Origin of the sequence: Streptomyces pluripotens (assembly GCF_000802245.2) — a bacterium.
GTDB classification, from domain to species: Bacteria; Actinomycetota; Actinomycetes; order Streptomycetales; family Streptomycetaceae; genus Streptomyces; species Streptomyces pluripotens.
The window spans coordinates 6,687,338-6,705,588 of the sequence record NZ_CP021080.1; the positions used below are offsets into that span (position 1 = coordinate 6,687,338).

General features: G+C 68.9%; 16 protein-coding genes and 3 pseudogenes. 10 read left to right on the plus strand and 9 right to left on the minus strand.

Annotation, left to right across the window (positions count from 1 at the left end):
* Nucleotides 1–31: 31 nt before the first annotated feature.
* The 4 genes from LK06_RS29490 to LK06_RS33530 form a co-directional block, all read right to left on the minus strand.
* Nucleotides 32–586, minus strand: coding sequence for a copper chaperone PCu(A)C (locus LK06_RS29490; RefSeq protein ID WP_039654850.1), 555 nt, complete (start codon nucleotides 584–586; stop codon nucleotides 32–34).
* Entirely contained in the window at nucleotides 583–1,248 is a 666-nt protein-coding gene (locus LK06_RS29495; protein WP_043432154.1) for an SCO family protein, read from the minus strand. Before LK06_RS29495 ends, LK06_RS29490 begins: the two co-directional genes overlap by 4 nt.
* A gap of 425 nt (nucleotides 1,249–1,673) precedes the next feature.
* The gene (locus LK06_RS29500) at nucleotides 1,674–2,501 is read right to left on the minus strand and encodes a hypothetical protein (RefSeq protein ID WP_063891021.1); all 828 of its coding nucleotides are present in this window, start codon (nucleotides 2,499–2,501) and stop codon (nucleotides 1,674–1,676) included.
* Nucleotides 2,502–3,006: 505 nt separating this feature from the next.
* On the minus strand, nucleotides 3,007–3,225 hold the full coding sequence (locus LK06_RS33530; RefSeq protein ID WP_043432150.1) for a restriction endonuclease subunit S domain-containing protein: 219 nt from the start codon (nucleotides 3,223–3,225) through the stop codon (nucleotides 3,007–3,009).
* Nucleotides 3,226–3,429: 204 nt separating this feature from the next.
* On the opposite strand from LK06_RS33530, the gene LK06_RS33535 reads away from it, so the two are divergent.
* The gene (locus tag LK06_RS33535) at nucleotides 3,430–3,618 is read left to right on the plus strand and encodes a hypothetical protein (protein WP_039654854.1); all 189 of its coding nucleotides are present in this window, start codon (nucleotides 3,430–3,432) and stop codon (nucleotides 3,616–3,618) included.
* A 45-nt stretch (nucleotides 3,619–3,663) separates the two neighbouring features.
* Here LK06_RS33535 and LK06_RS29515 read toward each other — a convergent pair whose 3' ends face one another.
* Nucleotides 3,664–4,398, minus strand: a complete 735-nt coding sequence (locus LK06_RS29515) for a ZIP family metal transporter (protein ID WP_199806336.1) — start codon at nucleotides 4,396–4,398, stop codon at nucleotides 3,664–3,666.
* Nucleotides 4,399–4,645: 247 nt separating this feature from the next.
* Nucleotides 4,646–6,718 (minus strand): putative Ig domain-containing protein, encoded by a 2,073-nt coding sequence (locus tag LK06_RS29520; RefSeq protein WP_086083559.1) that lies wholly within the window; start codon nucleotides 6,716–6,718, stop codon nucleotides 4,646–4,648.
* A gap of 747 nt (nucleotides 6,719–7,465) precedes the next feature.
* Between LK06_RS29520 and galE the strand changes: the two genes are divergently transcribed.
* From galE to LK06_RS29565, 7 genes and pseudogenes are all read left to right on the plus strand, one after another.
* Nucleotides 7,466–8,473 carry a UDP-glucose 4-epimerase GalE gene (gene galE / locus LK06_RS29525; protein ID WP_039652191.1) on the plus strand — a complete coding sequence of 336 codons (1,008 nt, stop codon included), beginning with the start codon at nucleotides 7,466–7,468 and terminating at the stop codon, nucleotides 8,471–8,473.
* Between the two features lie 185 nt (nucleotides 8,474–8,658).
* Nucleotides 8,659–8,953: pseudogene (locus LK06_RS29530) on the plus strand (transposase); the annotation flags it as partial.
* A gap of 198 nt (nucleotides 8,954–9,151) precedes the next feature.
* On the plus strand, nucleotides 9,152–9,592 hold the full coding sequence (locus LK06_RS29540; protein ID WP_374208097.1) for an HAD-IA family hydrolase: 441 nt from the start codon (nucleotides 9,152–9,154) through the stop codon (nucleotides 9,590–9,592).
* Between the two features lie 39 nt (nucleotides 9,593–9,631).
* Nucleotides 9,632–9,949: pseudogene (locus LK06_RS29545) on the plus strand (SPDY domain-containing protein); the annotation flags it as partial.
* Between the two features lie 210 nt (nucleotides 9,950–10,159).
* Entirely contained in the window at nucleotides 10,160–10,966 is an 807-nt protein-coding gene (locus tag LK06_RS29550) for an SGNH/GDSL hydrolase family protein (RefSeq protein WP_039652189.1), read from the plus strand.
* An 842-nt stretch (nucleotides 10,967–11,808) separates the two neighbouring features.
* Entirely contained in the window at nucleotides 11,809–13,191 is a 1,383-nt protein-coding gene (locus tag LK06_RS29560) for a DEAD/DEAH box helicase (RefSeq protein ID WP_086083801.1), read from the plus strand.
* A 462-nt stretch (nucleotides 13,192–13,653) separates the two neighbouring features.
* Nucleotides 13,654–14,268: a protein kinase domain-containing protein gene (locus tag LK06_RS29565; protein ID WP_308355350.1), complete on the plus strand. Its 615-nt coding sequence runs from the start codon at nucleotides 13,654–13,656 to the stop codon at nucleotides 14,266–14,268.
* Nucleotides 14,269–14,302: 34 nt separating this feature from the next.
* Here LK06_RS29565 and LK06_RS35390 read toward each other — a convergent pair.
* Nucleotides 14,303–14,455: pseudogene (locus LK06_RS35390) on the minus strand (DNA cytosine methyltransferase); the annotation flags it as partial.
* A 128-nt stretch (nucleotides 14,456–14,583) separates the two neighbouring features.
* Nucleotides 14,584–14,736, minus strand: a complete 153-nt coding sequence (locus tag LK06_RS29575; protein ID WP_234367541.1) for a hypothetical protein — start codon at nucleotides 14,734–14,736, stop codon at nucleotides 14,584–14,586.
* A gap of 109 nt (nucleotides 14,737–14,845) precedes the next feature.
* On the opposite strand from LK06_RS29575, the gene LK06_RS29580 reads away from it, so the two are divergent.
* Together LK06_RS29580 and LK06_RS34100 are read left to right on the plus strand one after the other, a co-directional pair.
* On the plus strand, nucleotides 14,846–15,334 hold the full coding sequence (locus LK06_RS29580) for a GNAT family N-acetyltransferase (protein WP_043408462.1): 489 nt from the start codon (nucleotides 14,846–14,848) through the stop codon (nucleotides 15,332–15,334).
* A 220-nt stretch (nucleotides 15,335–15,554) separates the two neighbouring features.
* The gene (locus LK06_RS34100; protein ID WP_043433876.1) at nucleotides 15,555–16,025 is read left to right on the plus strand and encodes an aldehyde dehydrogenase family protein; all 471 of its coding nucleotides are present in this window, start codon (nucleotides 15,555–15,557) and stop codon (nucleotides 16,023–16,025) included.
* A 323-nt stretch (nucleotides 16,026–16,348) separates the two neighbouring features.
* On the opposite strand, the gene LK06_RS29590 is transcribed toward LK06_RS34100, so the two are convergent.
* Nucleotides 16,349–18,034 carry a ribonuclease J gene (locus tag LK06_RS29590; RefSeq protein ID WP_043408458.1) on the minus strand — a complete coding sequence of 562 codons (1,686 nt, stop codon included), beginning with the start codon at nucleotides 18,032–18,034 and terminating at the stop codon, nucleotides 16,349–16,351.
* Between the last annotated feature and the right edge of the window lie 217 nt (nucleotides 18,035–18,251).

The window sequence follows — 18,251 nt, forward strand, 5'->3', positions numbered from 1 at the left end:
TTCTGGCCTCCGGGCAGGCCCTCGCCGCAGGTCAGTTCGGCGGCTGGTAGGTCGTCGGCTTGACCGGAACCCGGACGGTGATCGCATCGGACGCGGCGAACCGCAGGTGCAGGGTGACCGTCTCGCCCGCCGTCGGCTTCTTCTTCAACCCCATGAACATCAGGTGGTTACCGCCGGTGCGCAGGGTCAGCGTGCCGCCCGCGGGGATGGTGAACGCCTTCACTGGCACCATCTGGTTCTCGGCCGTGGTGCGGTGCATCGTGACCATCGCCGCGATGTCGCTGGTCACACCGGTCAGCTTGTCGGGCTGCCGGCCGGTGTTGGTGAGGGTGAAGTAGCCGGCGGCCATGTCGGCGGTCACCGGCTGCCGTATGTAGGCGCCGGTCACCTTCAGCACCGGCTCGTCGTACGCCACGGACCCGGTCGGCGTGGACGACGAGGGAGACCCGGGCGAGGACGAAGACGATTGCGCCGCCGAGGACGAGGTGGAGCAGCCGGTCAGCACGGTGCCGCCGAGCAGCAGGGTGGCGATCGCGGCGGCGCTCGCAGAGACACGGGCGCGGGGGCGGGTAGTCGAACGCGTCACGGCGTCTCTCCCTTGACGATCTTGGGCAGGTCGACGGCGTACCGCCGCTCCGACGTGCCGGAGGCGTAGAACAGGTGGGCCTTGTCGTCCCTGGGCGAGAAGACGATCACTTCGGCGCCGTGGCTGACGGTCTCGGTGCCGTCCTTGTGCTTGACCGGCCGGGACACTCCGATCCCGAGGCTGCGGGCCGCGCGTTGCACGGTGGTGAAGTCGCCGGTCAGGCCGGTGAACCGGGGGTCGATCGCGCCGAGCCACTTCTTGAGGCGCTTGGGGGAGTCGCGGTCGGGGTCAGTACTGACGAAGACCACTCGCAGCTCCTGCCGTTCGGCGATGGGTAGCCCCCGGGCGGCCACGGCGATGTCGGCCATCGTGGTCGGGCACACGTCCGGGCAGTGGGTGTAGCCGAAGTACAGCAGGGTCGGGTGGCCCGCGGTCTGCTTGACCAGGTCGTAGCGGTGGCCGTTCTGATCGGTGAGGGTCAGGGCAGGTTTGACGTCTGGCGTGTCCAGAGTGATGACACCGGGCCGGGCCGAGGCGGTGGGACCGGAGACGACGGCGACCGGCCCGCTGTCGGACGAGCCGCCGCAGGCGGCCAGGCCGAACCCGGCCGCGGCGACGACGGCGACCGCCACGCCGGCACGGCGCGCGGATGTGATGCGCATGAAAGAGCTCCTGCGTACGAAGAAGTGGGCACACAACCTCCGCCAAAGGTGCGGCGTGTATGCCGGGACAGGGGCGAGACGGCTCCCTCCACCAACGCCCCGATCACGTCCAGCCACTCGAACGGCGTGCCTGCACGAAGGCACCTGCCTGCGCCGAACACGCGGCAGAAGCACGTCGGCCGCGTGTCTGCGGTCATGGCTCGGCGACGCGCGAGCCGCTCACGCGGTGGGACACCGTCGCAGGGCCGACCGCTGAACAGGCACGACAGGACGACATTGCCCCGTCATCGGGCGAACATCGCCCAGCGAGCGGGATGCGAAGGGAGGAAGCGAGGGGGCAGATCCGGACGGTCTCGCCCCACACACAGCGGTGAGCAAGAGCCGTGGGCCTTCCCGCAAACACGGGCAGGAGTGCGCAGAAAGGCTCAGGCCACCGACGCCAGCGCGGGCGGACCGCGGCGGGCGGCGCAGGTGCGCAGCACGGCGGACCGCAGCCGCAGTGCGCTGCCGTTATCGGCTCTGCGATGCGCGCCGAGCGCGGCCAGGATCCGCTCCAGCAGCCCGGTCATCGGCACCTGGCACCGGACGGTGGCCAACAAGCCGCTCAACCGCCACAGCAACATGAGGCGGAGCAGGTGCGCGAGGGCCACCGCAGGCAGCCGAACGGCCTGCCACACAGCGATCTCGCAGCGGCGCAGCACCCAGCCGGTGAGGAGGGCCGCGGCCACGTGCGCGGCAAGCATCGACGGTGTGAACATCGAGCCCAACATCGCGGTGAGACCGCCATGACCAGTCATCCTCGCCATTCCGGGCATCCCGGGCGCACCGTGCAGGGCGGAGACGGATCCGGAGACATCGAGCCTGGCCTGCTGCAGGATGCGGGTCGCGTCCAGCGGGGTCAGGTGAGCCGCCCGTGGACCGCACAGCAGCCGTTCGGCCACGGTCACCACAGAGGCGGACCGCTTGACCGAGGGAGCCATCGTCATGGAGTTCTGGCCGAGGCAGAACAGCAGGTGCAGGCCGATCTCACCCGTCAGCAGGGTCAGCGCGATGCCCGGCAGCGATCGCTCCCGTCCGGCCAGCGCCCCCGCCACACCGGCGATCCCTACCCAGCCAGCCGCCAGGGACCACAGAGGGACCTCGGACCCCGAGGCCAGCGCGTGCCCGCTTGCGGACAGCGCCACGCATACCGCTGAGAACACCGCGGCCCTCAGCAGTCTCAGATCGGCGGCAGCCCGCATCGGGACGTTCATGGCGGCTGCCATCATTCCAGGCGCCCGGGGACGGCCCGGCACCGGGGGCCGTTCCGCGCGGCGGGCACACGGAACACGGGGGGCCGAGCTTCGGGGGTCGCAAGGCCCGGCCACCGGTCGCGGTCGCCCGCTCAGGCGCTTCCCGGCCAACCGCGGCGGCCCACGACCGGTTCCGGTCGTCCCACCAAGTGGCCTTCTCCTTCTCGATGGCCGGGCACCCCGCCGGTGGCGCGCGGCGAAGAAGTCCCCACCGGCGACGACGGCGAGGGCCACCGCGGCGACGGTCGGTGCCGTGCCCCGGCCGAGCCCCAGGATCGTGCCGCCCGTGGCCTCCCCCCACGCCCGGTGCCGCGCGGCTCAGCGCCTGACCGGCGGACGGCCGGTCGTGGTGTGGTTGACGATGATCACCGGGCTGACGGCGTGCCTGACGACCTGCAGGCCGGCCGGAGCCGTCGACGCCACTACGATCGGTTCCGTCCTCGTCGTTCCCTCCGCACCCGGCTCGTCAACGCTTGTCGCCGGACCTGCGCAGCTCGTCCAGGTCACGGCGGAGGGCCGCGATCTCCTCTTCAAGCCGTCGCAGGAAGCCCGTGAGTTCCTCCGTCTCAGCCGTGCGGCGGGGCTGCTCCGGCGGGGGGCCGTAGTGCTCGGGCGGTAGGTAGTAGCCCGGTGGGTAGGGATGCATGTAGTGGTGCCACGGTCCGTGTCCACACCAGCAGCTCATGACAGGCTCCCTCCGGTCTCCTTCCACCGTCCGGCATTCGCGCCGTCCCGGCACCTCGAAAGGGAGGAACCACCGGTCTGGGGGGCACGTGCCCTGCCGGGCGTGGTGCGCGATGGTCGGACCAGGAGGACGCCCCCACCGTCCAGGTGGTAGACGCCGGACGGGTTGGCGGCGGTCGGTGGCGGAGAGAGAGGGGACGCCGCGATGGAACACCTGGTGGCGGAGCGGCACATCGATGGTCACAGGGTCCTGGTCGTGGAGGAGTGCCAGGACGAGGGAACCGGGTTCCTCCTGATCGTCGACGGCGTGCTCGCCGACGAGGCGGAGCCACTCGACAGGATCCCCTCCGATGAGGAGATCCGTACCTTGATGCGCGGCCGGAGACTGCCCTGAGGACCCAGCCGGCCCCGCACTCGTGCACATGCACCCGGTCGTGGTTCAGGCCAGCAGAGCGACCCCCAGCAGTACGGCCAGTCCCAGGACGAAGCACGCCGTGTGCAGGACCTTCTCCCGAGGAACCGGGGACGTGGTGATCTCCGGCAGCAGGTCCGCGACCGCGATGTAGAGGAAGTTGCCGGCCGCGAACGGCACCAGCACCGCGATGTCAACCTCGCCGGCCAGCGCATAGGCGATCACACCGCCGAGTAGGAAGGTCAGTGCCGAGGCCAGGTTGAACGCCAGTGACCGAGCGGGACTCCAGCCACTGTGCACCAGAATCCCGAAGTCCCCCAGCTCCTGGGGGACCTCATGCGCCGCCGCCACCAGCCAAGTCACCAGTCCCAGGCGGACGTCGACCACGAATGCGCTGCCGACCGCAAGCCCGCCGATGAAGTTGTGCAGCCCGTCGGCGACCAGAACGAGGTAGCCCAACGGTCGGTGGGCCGTGATGGGGCGGTGACAGTGGTGCCAATGGAGGAACTGCTCCAGTACCAGGAACGCCAGCAGCCCCGCCGCCACCCACGCGTAGACGAACAGATGGTTGCCCAGTGCCCGGACCGACTCGGGCAGCATGTGGAACAAAGCACCACCCAGCAGCGCACCCGCAGCGAGGGCCACCAACGGCAGCACCACGCGCTCGAAGGAAAGCTCGGGCAGGAGTAGCGCGACGCCCCCCACCAGCGACAACAGGCTCATGGCCAGCCCGGACAGTACGATCCACCACAGCACCGACACATCAGGACGATACCGGCGGGCCGGGACGTCCGACAGCAGCGCTGCCGAGGCCGAGGCGCAGCCACCTGCTCGGTAGTACAGCACACCACGTGCCGTCCACCCCGAGGCATTGACTACGCCGGCCCTTCGCCCCGTGCGGCTGGAGTACCACTCAGAACGGCGCGTTCCGCAACGACCGGGTGGGTATCGGCGTGTCCCGCACGTGGATGGCTTCCGCGTGCGGGACCGGGTGTTCCGTGCATGTGGCTCAGCTGGTCGTCAGGGCGGTGTCGTCCACGACGAAGCTGGTCTGGAGGGAGTAGTCCTCCACACCGTTGAACTTCAGCGTGACCGTCTGGCCCGCCAGCGAGGACAGGTCGAAGGTCTTCTTGCTGAAGCCGGAGGCCTCGTCGAGGTTCGAGTAGGTCGCCAGGGTCTTCGAACCGGCGGTCACCGTCATCTTGTCGTACGGGGTACTGGAGGTGTACTCCGAGCTGTCGATGTGCAGGTAGAAGGTCAGGGTCGCCGTGCACCCCGCGGGGATCGTCACCGACTGGGACAACGTGTCGGTGTGCGAGGAGCCGTAGCCGTCCAGCCAGGCCTTGTAGGAGCCGCTGTGGGCCGCCTCACCACTGGAGGTGGTGATGACGCCGCTGGTCGCGGTCCAGCCGGTGTTGCCCGACTCGAAGCCCGGGTTGTTCAGCAGCTGCGCGGAGCCGCAACCGCCACCTCCGCTGGAGCTGACCGTCCAGGTGAAGGAGGTCGAGCCGGAGGCGCCGGTGGAGTCGGTCGCGGTGACCGTGACCTGGTAGGTGCCCGAGGTGGACGCGGTACCGGAGATCAGGCCGGTGGAGCTGTCGATGGACAGACCCGTCGGCAGGCCGGAGGCGCTGTAGGTGAGGCTCGCGCCCGCGCTGTCGGTGGCGTTGATCTGCAGGCTGGCCGAGTCGCCGGTGGTGGTGGACTGGCTGCCGGGGTTGGTGACGCTCACCGTGTTGCCGGTGCTGGAGCCGGCGGTGAAGGCGGTGACACCGTTCGGGGTGCCCCAGCCGGTCGGACCGTCGTAGCCAGTGCCCGCGGTGCAGAAGTACGACGGGGAGCAGCTGCCGTTGTTGCCGCTGGTCACGTCGTACAGGTTGCCCGTGTGCTGGTACGGGTACTTCGCCGGGTAGTCGCCGGAGCCCGGGGTGCCCGCCAGGGCGTAGACGCCGGCGATGATCGGGGCGGAGGCGCTGGTGCCGCCGTAGACGGCCCAGCCGGAGCCGCCGTAGGTGTCGTAGACCGCCACGCCGGTGGCCGGGTCGGCGACCGCGGAGACGTCCGCCTCCATGCGCTGGGAACAGCCGGTGTCCGTCTGCCAGCTCGGCTTCGGGTCGTAGGCGGAGCAGCCGGAGCCGGTGCCCTCGCTGGAGTTGGTTTTCCAGACGGACTCGCTCCAACCGCGGGAGTTGGAGGAGGTGGTGAGCGCGGTGCCGCCCACAGCGGTCACGTATTGCGAGGTCGCCGGGTACTCGGCGCCGTAGGCGGAGTCACCGGAGGAGACGGTGATCGCGACGCCCGGGTGCTTGAAATAGGCGGTGTCGTCGGTGGTCTGGTTGGACGCCTCGGGGCCGCCCCAGCTGTTGGAGACGATCTTGGCGCCGAGCGCGACGGCCTCGTTCTCGGCTATGCCGAGGTCGGTGTCGTTCGCGGAGTTGGCCTCCACCAGGATGATGTTGCAGTTCGGGCAGACCGCGCTGACCATGTCGAGGTCCAGCGCCTCCTCACCGGCCCAGCCGGTGTCGTTGGAGGGCAGGTTGGTCGTCGAACCGCTCTGGCTGACCTGCTTGAAGCAGCCGTTGGCCTTGGTGCAGGCGGACAGGCCGTAGGTGGAGCGGTAGGTGGCCAGATCGGCCTCGGCGTTGGGGTCGTTGTACGCGTCCACGATGGCGACCGTCAGGCCGGAACCGCCCGTGGAGGGCAGGTTGTAGGCACTGTGCAGGTTGGCCGGGGAGAGGCCGGAGGGCGTGGATGCGACGGCAGCCGCCAGACGCTGCTTGATGTCGGTGCGCCGCTGGGCGAAGCAGGACGCGTGGCCCGGCTTCGCGGTGGCGCACAGATGGGTCGTGGGCACCTTCTGGCCGGCCCTGCCGGTGGAGCGGTACGTCTGCCGCTCAGGGGCGGTCAACGCCTTGTTGTTCCGTGTGACCTTGGTGGCGTGCGGTGCGGGAGCGGCGGCCGGAGCCGCCCCTGCCGAGGGTGCTGCGACGAGTCCGGCGACCGTGAGGGTGAGGGCGGGGAAGGCAACGGTGACGAGTCTCCGCAGACTCCGTCTGCGCCCGTTCGTGCATGGCTCACGCATGGGGTACTGCCTCCGGTTGACGTGGGGTTTCGCACTGGATTGGCAGGCCCGTGACGCGCGTAAGCGGCGGTGGAACCGCGCAGTCATGAGCATGATGTTCGCTGAGCAAGTGATGAGCGTGACATGTCAGATTGCGGGGAGAACATAGTTCTCCGTCGCGCTGACCGGCAGTGCCGCAGGGATTTCTTTGCCCCTCCATGGGAGGGGATTGGCTGCTCCATCGGAAGGATCTGGGGTGGGCTTGAACACTCCTGGGGGCGTACAGCAATCGCAAGTGCCCTTCTCACCGCCGCCTCCGGGTACCTGGGTTCGGGAGGCAGCGCAAGCACGTTCCAGTCCGGGGAGCCAAAGGAGCGGGCACTGCCCGAGCACACGTCCTACGGCGTCCCTGCCACACTCCCGCAGAACAGCCGTGCTCCTGCAGTGCCTGAGCTTGACCCTGCCGGGGATCTCGGAATTTCCCGATGCGCCAGTGTGATCAACGGGCATGCTCGGGACTGTTCCACCGGTCTTTGCCGTTGCCGGGGTATTCGTTGTCTCCCCGCCCTCGTTTTGGTGAGCAAATCCCCCCTCTAGCCGCATATTTCGCCCGGGTGAGTAACTTTCACAGCGGTCGAGGCATCGCTCGCCGAACTGATCTGGTCGTCCAGGAACGGACGTTTGACGGTCCGGTGCCGGTGGCCGGCTCGGCTATCTTCAGGCCCTGCGGCTGCAGGCCGTGATCAGTCCCCTGACCAAGGAACTCGCATGAAGGTTCTCATCGCCGGCGGCGCCGGCTTCATCGGCAGCACCGTCGCCTCCGCTTGCCAGGACAGCGGCATCGAGCCGGTCATCCTGGACAACCTCGTGACGGGACGGAAGGAGTTCACGCAGGGGCGTGCGTTCTACGAAGGGGACATCGCCGACAGCCGGCTCGTCAATCGCATCTTCGCCGAGCACCCCGAGATCGAGGCGGTCATCGACTGCGCCGCACTCATCGTCGTACCGGAGTCCGTCGCCCAGCCGCTCCGCTACTACACGGAGAACGTGGCCAAGGGCATCGACTTCATCGGACACGTCATCCGGAACGGGTGCCAACGCTTCGTCTTCAGCTCCTCCGCCTCCATCTACGACGCGGGCGAGGACTTCGCCGTGGACGAGGATGCGCCGCTGGCGCCGCTGAGCCCCTACGCCCGGACCAAGGCCCTGTTCGAGACGGCGCTCGAGGACATCAGCTCCACCGGAGAGATCCGCGTGGTGTCCCTGCGCTACTTCAACCCCATCGGCACGGACCCCGAACTGCGCACCGGACTGCAAGTGCGCCGGCCCAGCCACGCCCTGGGCAAGATGATCGAGGCGCTCGACAGCGGTGAGCCGTTCACCATCACGGGCGTCGACTGGCCCACCCGGGACGGCTCGGGCATCCGCGACTACGTGCACGTTTGGGACCTGGCGCAGGCCCACGTCCAGACCCTGCGCCGCTTCGACCTCTTCCTGCCCGCCGACGGCGACGCCACGTACCAGGTGATCAACCTCGGAACCGGTACGGGCACCACGGTGCGCGAACTGCTCGACGCCTTCGCATCGGTCAACGGCGCGCCGCTGCCCGCCGTCGAGGCCGGTCCCCGCCCCGGTGACAACGCCGGTGCGTTCTGCCGCAGCGCACGAGCCGAGGAACTCCTCGACTGGCATCCGGAGCGCTCCCTCGAAGAAGGGATCCGGGACACGCTGGCCTGGTTCGCGAAGCGGGAGTCCGTCATTGACCTGTCCGACTGACGGCTCACAGACACGACGGCGGGCGGGGGGCCTGGCGGCATCCCCGCCCGCCGACGGGGGATTGGCCCAGCCACCCACCGCGGCCGGTTCGGTGAACCGGCCGCCCTGCCCCGACAACGGCCGTTCAGCTGACGAGCACGTTTGACCTGGCGAAGCGTCCACACGACCTGTGCCGCGCCGGCATCGTGCTGGTGATCGCGCACTCCGACAAGCAGGATGCTGCCCCGACTTGGAAGAGGACCTACGGCCACCACCCGCTGGTGGCCTTCGTCGACCATGGCCCGGGCGGCACAGGGGGAACCCGTCGCAGCCCTGCTCAGACCCGGCAACGCGGGCTCGCACACCGCCTCCGACCACATCACCACCACCCGCCTGGCGCTCGCCCAGCTACCGAAGAAGCAGTGGCGCGGGCGGCAAACCCTCATCCGCACCGACTCCGCCGGCGGCACCCACGACTTCGTGAGCACTTCCAGGCAAGGGTGGCCCGCTGCCGTTCGAGGGCGCCGAGCATGGCTGCTGCCTCGGTGCCGGCGAGTGGAGGTTCCGGCCAAGCTTCGGTTTTGCTCTCGGTCATGGCTGCAGACCTTAGCGAACGGAGCTGACCGTGCAGCCGACGCGTGAACCGCAACGAACTGCTCACTCAAGATCTGCCGGACAGGCCGTAGCTTCCGAACTGGCGTGAACCGGAACACCCCCCGGGGTGGCGGGGAGGACCAGCCCCGACTGCTCCACGAACTGCGCGCCGTGGACACCGACATGTGGACCACCACCGACAGCCGCGTCCTCACCGTTCTCCACCGTGCCCATCAGGCAGGGCTGCCGATGGGCCTCCTGTCCAACGCACCGCTCCACCTCAGTGCCGTCCTCGATGTCACCGACTGGCGCCGCGACCTGCTGGACGCCGCCCTCTACTCAGCCAGGCTGGAGACCTGTAAACCCGCCCCGGACGCTTACCACCAGGCCCTGGCCGCCACAGGCATCGACCATCCACACCGCGTGCTCTTCGTCGACGACCGGCTCGACAACTGCCGCGCCGCGACCGCCCTTGGACTGCGCGCCCTTCACTACACCGGCAACCCCGACGTCCTCGAAGCAGCACTCCTGCCTGACGTCGACTGATCCACCCCACAGCCCTCTTCCCCACACAGGAACCGCGTGGTGCCCCACGGCGCCCGAACCATCGACGGAGACGTCTACGTCTCACCCCGCTACCTCGGCGGATCCACCGCGATCGGTGGCCCCGGCCTCGCTCCGCTGCTCGACCTCGGCTGGGAACTGGAACACGACGACCTCGGCAACGCCTATCTGAACGCACCCGACCACAAGGTCCGACTCGGCTACCTGCCCGAAGGCGAGGACGACGGCCTGTGGCGCATCAACACCTACACAGACCCCTTCGGTCCACCCACCTGGGGCGTCTGCTTCAACAACTCCTGTCCGACAGAGTTCGTCACCGCCTTCACCACCGTGCTTGCCGCAATGAGCCTCCGCCAACTTGAAGTCGCACTCGGGGCCATCCGGCGGGCTGCGTTGACGTTGCGTCACGCACTTGCCGTGAGTGCGCACTGGAGCGGGCGTGAAGGTCGAGTCAGGTGAAGACTGAAACAGTCTTGGCATGGACACTTCCAGTCAACTCGCGTAGCTGATACCACGGTTGCGCCAGAGACCCAGCTAAAGGAAGGTTCCATGAGACGTTCTCGAATTACGGCATATGTGACATCGCTCTTCCTTGCCATCGGTCTTGCTCTCACCGGGGCGGCCGCGGCGCAGGCGTCACCGCTTGCCGCAGCCGGCGGCTACGTGGCCCTCGGCGATTCCTATTCCTCCGGCGTCGGCGCCGGCAGCTACATCAGCTCCAGTGGCAGTTGCGACCGCAGTACGAAGGCCTACCCGTACCTGTGGCAAGCTGCCCACTCGCCCGCGTCGTTCAGCTTCCTCGCCTGCTCGGGCGCCAAGACGACCGACGTCCTCAACAACCAGCTCGGCACCCTGAACTCCGCCACGAGCCTCGTCTCCATCACCATCGGCGGCAATGACGCGGGCTTCGCCGACGTCATGTTGACCTGTGTGCTCCATTCCAATAGCTCCTGCCTCTCGCGCATAGCTACCGCCAAGGCCTACGTCGACTCGACCCTGCCCGGCCAACTGGACGCCGTGTACTCGGCGATCAGGGCCAAGGCGCCCTCTGCCCATGTGGTCGTGCTGGGCTACCCCCACCTCTACAAGCTCGGAACCTTCTGCATCGGGCTGTCCAGGACCAAGCGCTCGGCGATCAACGGCGCCGCCGACTACATCGACGCCGCGATCGCCAAGCGCGCCGCCGACCACGGCTTCACCTTCGGCGACGTGCGGACCACCTTCAGCGGGCACGAGCTCTGCTCGGGCAAGCACTGGCTGCACAGCGTCGACTGGCTGCACATCAGCCAGTCCTACCACCCCACCGCGGCCGGCCAGTCCAGCGGCTACCTGCCGGTGCTGAACGGCGCGGCCTGACGGACACGATGCCCAGACCCTCGGCCACCTCCGGAAGCGGCTTCCCGGTCTCCGTCACGATCCGTACCGCCCCCTCACGGAACTCGGCGTCGTAGGCGCGCTTCCTGGATGCCACGACCCCCAACTATCCCTCCGGTCACGGTCTCCACCGTAGGAGGGGAGGTGCACCCTGATCGAAGACTCCGCGCGGCGATGGGAGGAGGCCGCGGACGATGACGGTGCGGAGAGCGCCTGAGCGGGACTCTGGCCCACACCCACCCTGACCTGCTGCTATTTACGCGTCAGAGCTGGGACACGGGTGGGGGATATCCGGAGTAAGGGCGGGTTTCGACTCGCTGCCCAGATGTGTGTCGAAAAGGGCGCCTGCCGGGTATCTTCCCTGGTCAGGCGCCCTTTTTCGGTCTCTAGAAGAAGCCCAGCCGCTTAGGCGAGTGCGACACCAGGAGGTTCTTGGTCTGCTGGCGGTACACGGCCAAATCCGCCGCTGACCTGAGAAAATGCGTGGAATCGCCGGAGGAGAAACGAAGTTGGTCCGCTCCTGGTCCGGATCTTGGTGGCGGGGGCCGCGCTGGGCGTCAATGCTGGGAGTGTCCCTGTGGCACCACATGGCTCCGCACAGGCAGGTCCGGCTGTCGTTCCTCGGCTGAGCGGCGCGGCACGGGAGGCCCGGACGGCGTGCCCCGTGCTAACGTTGCGCTTTTGCTGTGTCGCTGTGTCGGTGCTCCGTTGGGTGTCTCTGGTCGGCGGCCGCGTCCCTGCCGCGCCTTCCTCGGTACGGTCCCTTCGGAGGAAGGCTCTCTGTGAGCGAATCAACACGTGCCGATGCCCGGCGGCAGGACGATGTGTCCGAGGCGTCGGGCGCCACTTCGGCAGTGCCCACGGCGGCGTCCTTCGCCCAGCTGGGGTTGCCGGCCGAGGTTCTGCGGGCGCTCGATGAGCAGGGTGTGACTGTGCCCTTTCCTATCCAGGCGGCGGCGCTGCCGAACACGCTCGCGGGACGGGACGTCCTGGGCCGGGGCCGCACAGGATCCGGCAAGACGCTCGCCTTCGGCCTGGGGATGCTCGCCCGGACGGCCGGGCAGCGCGCGCAGCCGAAAGAGCCGCTGGCGCTCGTTCTGGTGCCCACCAGGGAGCTGGCGCAGCAGGTCGGTGAGGCGCTCACCCCGTACGTCGAGGCGTTGCGGCTGCGGCTTGCGACCGTGGTGGGCGGCGTGTCCATCGGACGGCAGGCCGCCGTGCTGCGGGATGGCGCCGAGATCGTCGTCGCCACGCCAGGTCGGCTGCACGACCTCATCGAGCGCAAGGGCTGCCGACTGGGACGGGTGCGCATCGCGGTCCTGGACGAGGCCGACCAGATGTGTGACATGGGGTTCCTGCCGCAGGTCACCGGGATCCTGGACCAGGTACGTCCCGGCGGGCAGCGGATGCTGTTCTCCGCCACCCTCGACGGCGACGTCGACCGGCTGGTGCAGCGTTACCTGCGCGACCCCGCCGTCCACTCGGTGGATCCTTCGTCCAGCGCTGTCTCCGCGGTCGAGCACCACGTCTTCGTCGTGCACGGCCCGGACAGGTACGCCGTGACCACGGAGATCGCCGCTCGGGACGGCCGCGTCCTGCTGTTCCTGGACACCAAGCACGGCGTCGACCAGCTCACGCGGCATCTGCGGGCCAGCGGCGTGGCCGCCGCCGCCCTGCACAGCGGGAAGTCTCAGCCGCAGCGCACCCGGACCCTCGCCCAGTTCAAGAACGGGCAGATCACCGCGCTGGTAGCGACGAACGTCGCCGCACGCGGCCTGCACGTCGACGACCTCGACCTCGTGGTCAACGTCGACCCGGCCACCGACCCGAAGGATTATCTGCACCGCGCGGGCCGCACGGCCCGGGCCGGCCGCTCCGGCACCGTCGTGACACTCGTCCTGTCGGGACAGCGCCGCGAGACGAGCCAGGTCATGGCGGACGCCGACGTCGCCCCCAAGGTCACCAAAGTGCGGTCCGGCGAGGCGGAGCTAAGCCGGATCACCGGCGCCAAAGCCCCCTCCGGAAAGCCTCTCGACGACGGGCTGGCCGTACCGCGCCCCAAGAACCACAACGTTCCGTTCGGCGGCCTGGGCAGCACCAAGGACGCGAAGAGCGGTTCCGGTGGCAGGTCGTCGTCCCGCAGGAGTAGCGAGGCCCGCAAACTCGCGGAGGCCCGCAAGGCGGCCCGGGTGCGGCGCGGCGGCTGAGACCGGCTTCCCGGACTGCTGGGCGGTGTCTTCGTCCACGTTGCTGGACGGATACGCGGGACCGGAGATCGGTCGGGGTGCATCGGACGGCGTCACGTACGGGTGACCGTGCGCAGGGGGAGGCGTGCAGGCGATGGAGAACGGAGCGGACCTGCCACGGCGGATCGGTGTCTGCACCGTCGAGCGAGAACTGGGCGCGAGCGGCATGGGAATGGTCTACCTTGCCCGGTGACGGGGCGCTCGGGCCGTCGTGGTCAAGGTGGCCCGCTCCGAACTGGCGGCCGACCCGCACTTCCGTGAACGGTTCCGCGCAGAGGTCGAGGCCGCCTGCAGAGTCGGCGGTTTCCACACGGCTCCGACGGCTCCGGTCGTAGACGCCGATCCCGACGCGGAGGCGCCCGGCTGGCTACCGCGGACATCCCCGGGCCCACGCTCGACGAGCTGATCAAGCGTCAAGAACCCATGAAAAAGCAGTTGAGGTCTCTCGGGGCAGCGCTGGGCAAGGCGCTCCAAACCGTCCACGCCTGCGGACTCGCACACGGGGATCTGAAGCCGGGCAACATCATCATGGCCGACGACGGCCCACGCGTCCTCGAGTTCGGCATCGCGCGGGCCGTGGAGTCCACCCGGCTGACGGCTACCGGGGCGGCCTTCGGCACTCTCGGATACCTCGCGCCCGAGCAGGCGCAAGGCGACGAAGTCGGCGGTGCCGCCGATGTGTTCGCACTCGGGGCCGTACTCGTTGCGGTGGCCGGAGGCAGCGCGTTCGGCATCGGCACGCCATGGGGCTTATGTACCGGTCGCTGTACGAGCCCGCAGATCTCTCCGCGCTGCCGGGGGAGTCGCGGTCGCTGGTCGCCGCCTGCCTCTCCAAGGACCCGGCCGGCCGTCCCACGCCCGAGGAGCTCCTGGGCTCGCTCGGGCCGGACCCGAACCCGAACAACAGACTCGCTCTCGCCACCCCTGACCGGCCGCGCGTCGCACCGCCTGTCCCGGTCGAGCCTCCCGCCGATCCCGGCCGCGTCGACGAACCTCTCCGGTGCACCCTGGCCGAACCCTCGCGCACGCCCCGCGTGATCACCCTGCTGACCGTGGCCGCGGCCGTGACGAGCGCGGCTGCCTGGCGGACGAGCGGCTGGTCGACCAGGCCAAGACGCTTGCCCGCCATCGACCACGCCTGGCACTGCGGGGAGGCGGTCAGCCCGGGAATCCGACCGGAGAAGATCCATACGGTATAGCGGGCGACATCGGTCCGGATCGTCAACCGAACGACTCGAGCCCGGGTCTTGCAGGCCCAGCTGCCTCACTCCAGGTCGATGTCCCGGGCCCCGGGGACGGTGAGGGCGTGGCTCCAGACGCTGGGGCCGGCGAACAGGTCGAGGATGATCCGCCTCATGAGACCGGCTCGGAATTTTCCTGTACCGGCTCGGCTTCGCCACGGCACGCCCAGGGAGAGCAGCCGTCGACCACACCGTTCTCCAGCTCCTCCGCATCGGTTCGGGCGTCCAGCGGCTGCTTGCGGGCGGCCGATTCGGCGGCAGTCACGTGGCCGATCGGGGCCTGGGCGAGCGGTTCCCGGGAGCGGTGCAGGAACGCCTGCCTGAGCAGCCGACCCGTCGTACGAAGGCATTCCCCGGTGCGACATACTCTCCCGATGAGTTCACGCCCTTTTCCGATCAGTCAGCCGATCACGATACGGAGGGCCGTCGCGCGGGATGCCAAACGGCTCACGCGGCTCGTGCGTGGCTCAGGTGCCTACGAGGGCAAGTACGCAGCCGCAGTCGCGGGCTACCGGGTCGGTCCTGATTACATCGAGGAACACCGCGCCTTCGTGGCCGTCGGCGCCGACGAGCATGGAGGCCGGGTTCTCGGGTTCTACTCGCTCGTCCTCGCTCCACCGGAGCTCGACCTGCTGTTCGTCGCCGACGAAGTGCAAGGACGGGGTATTGGACGGCTGCTCGTGGCGCACATGCAGTCCGAGGCTCGTGCCGCCGGGCTCGACCGTCTCAAGGTCGTGTCGCATCTTCCCGCCGAGGACTTCTACCACCGCGTTGGTGCGGTGCGGACCGGGACCGCGTTCGCGAACCCGCCCGCCGTGCCGTGGGACCGTCCCGAATTCGAGTTTCGCATTCCTTCGGAATGACGCGGTGTGCCGGTTGGCGGGGCACCGGCTTCGCCTGCATGGTGGTCGGCATGCAGGAGCCGTTGGACGCCGCGCGCTCCGTGTGTGCCGTCGTCTCTGCCCTGGCGGGGTGATCGCTTGCGCCAGCGGCCTCCCCCGGCTACTTCCTTGCCTCCGGCACTCCCAGAGCGTTGACCTCGTCCATCAGCCTCTCCCGCTCAGGTGGCCGAAAACCCGCAACATGCGCATCGCGACCGAGGAAATCTTCGGCCCGGTGGTCACAGTCACCGCGTTCTCCTCAGAGAACGAGGCCGCCGAGATCGCCAACGGATCGGACTACGGACTGCTGGCCGGGGTCTACAGCCGCGACAGCGCGACCGCGTTCCGGGTGGCCAGGCGGCTGGAGGTCGCCATGGTGTTCGCCCAACAACTACTTCCGCAGCATCCTCGGCGCCCCCTTCGGAGGCACCAAGCACAGCGGCTACGGGCGCGAGCACGCCCCCGAAACACTGCGCACCTACCCGGGATGATCCGCTTCCCCACGGGCCTTGCCGCTATCCCGCAGTGGCGCGCCGTCACCGACATCTATTTACCTGAGCTCGGAGGTCGGCGCGATGCCGCGTGCACTCTGCGAATTCTCGGCGTCGCTGTGACTCGATTGCCGGAGGGCGTGAATCCCTTATGGCGGCTGCAGAAGTGGTGCGCGCGGTAAGCGAGCCTGCGTCTGGAGTGGGTGGGGGCGATCCCCTCCGCGAGCCGGCTGTCACAGCCGATTCTTTCCTGAGTAGTAGGCGCGGGCTGCTCGGCCGTGACGCTCGTTTGAGGCTCTGTGCGCCCGCACGCTGCGCGGCGAGCCGAGAAAGTGGCGCTGAGCTGCTCTTTTCCGCGGCTCGCGCAGGCCGACAACCTTCCGATGGCCCATCATGCGGAGTGCGTTGCCACCCCGGCCTGCTGGGGTGGCTGCTTACTCCCGTGCCCGGCGTCGATGCCGGCGAGGCCGCGGCTGGAACCGGGACCGTGCTGCCGGGCTGTGGTTCAGGCGTCGATGATGACAGGGATGATGAGGGGCTTGCGGCGGTGGGTGCGGAATGCCCAGTTCGCGACGGCGCGGGCGAGGAGTTGTTCGAGTTGGCGCGCGTCCCCGACACCTTCCTCGGCCGCGGTGGCCAGGGTCTTCTCGATGACGGGGATGACCGGCTCGAAGGTGGTGTCGTCGTGGACGAAGCCCCGGGCCAGGAAGTCGGGGGCCTCGGCAAGGGCGCCGGTGTCTGCGTCGACGATCGCCACCACCGTGACCACGCCTTCGGCGGCGAGGGTGAGGCGGTCCTTGAGGGACGCTTCGGTGGCGCCGCCGACTTCCATGCCGTCCACGTAGACGTTGCCGGCGGGGACCTTGCCGGTGATGGACGCGCGCCCGTCGACAAGGTCGACGACGACGCCGTCCTCGGCGATGACGACCCGGTCGGGGTCGACGCCGGTGCGGATGGCGAGGTCGGCGTTGGCCCGCAGGTGGCGCCATTCGCCGTGCACGGGCATGACGTTGCGGGGTTTGACGATGTTGTAGCAGTAGACGAGTTCGCCGGCGCTGGCGTGCCCGGAGACGTGCACCTTGGCGTTGCCTTTGTGGACCACGTGGGCGCCCCACCGGGTGAGTCCGTTGATCACCCGGTAGATGGCGTTCTCGTTGCCGGGGATGAGGGAGCTGGCGAGCAGGACGGTGTCGCCCTTACCGATGCGGATCATGTGGTCGCGGTTGGCCATCCGTGACAGCGCGGCCATCGGTTCGCCCTGGGAGCCGGTGCACACCAGAGTGATCTCGTGGTCCGGGAGCTTCTCCAGCTCCTTCGTGCTCACGACCAGACCGGAGGGGACCTTCAGATAGCCCAGGTCACGGGCGATGCCCATGTTGCGGACCATCGACCGGCCGACGAAGGCGACCTTGCGGCCGTGCTGGTGGGCGGCGTCCAGGACCTGCTGGATGCGGTGCACGTGGCTGGCGAAGCTGGAGACGATGACCCGGCGCGGCGCGGTGCGCATCACCTGCTCGATCGCCGGATTCAGCTCACGCTCGGAGGTGGTGAAGCCAGGTACTTCGGCGTTGGTGGAGTCGGTGAGGAACAGGTCCACGCCCTCCTCGCCGAGGCGGGCGAAGGCGCGCAGATCGGTGATGCGGTCGTCGAGAGGGAACTGGTCCATCTTGAAGTCGCCGGTGTGCAGCACCATCCCGGCGCGGGTGCGGATGGCGACGGCGAGGCTGTCGGGGATGGAGTGGTTGACCGCCACGAACTCGCAGTCGAAGGGTCCGAAGCCACGCCGGTCGCCCTCTCGTACCCGCACCGTGCGCGGCCGGATGCCGTGTTCCTTGAGCTTGGCTTCCAGGAACGCCAGCGTCAGCCTGGAGCCGACGACGGGAATGTCGGACCGCTCACGCAGCAGGTACGGCACGCCGCCGATGTGGTCCTCGTGGCCGTGGGTGAGGACCACGGCCACGATGTCGTCCAGGCGGTCCCGGATCGAGGTGAAGTCCGGCAGGATCACGTCCACGCCGGGCTGGGTCTCCTCGGGGAACAGCACGCCGCAGTCGACGACGAGCAGCTTGCCCGCGTGCTCGAAGACGGTCATGTTGCGGCCGATCTCACCCAGGCCGCCCAGGGCGATGACCCGCAGCCCTCCTTCGGGAAGGGGCGGGGCGGCTTTCAGCTCGGGGTGCGGATGACTCATACCCTGACGGTACCCGGAGAGCGGGACGGGGTGATCCATTGCCTGCGCGATCTCCCTTTCCTGACGGAGCGGGATACCCGCAGCGGGTGACTCGGCACGATCGGATCACGCCGGCGTCCGGAACAGGCAGGGGTGAAAGCGGTACCGTCTTTCATGGCCGAACCTTTCGCCCGGTGCCGGAGAAGATCTCGTGCACCCTGTCGTGTTTTCCGGCGTT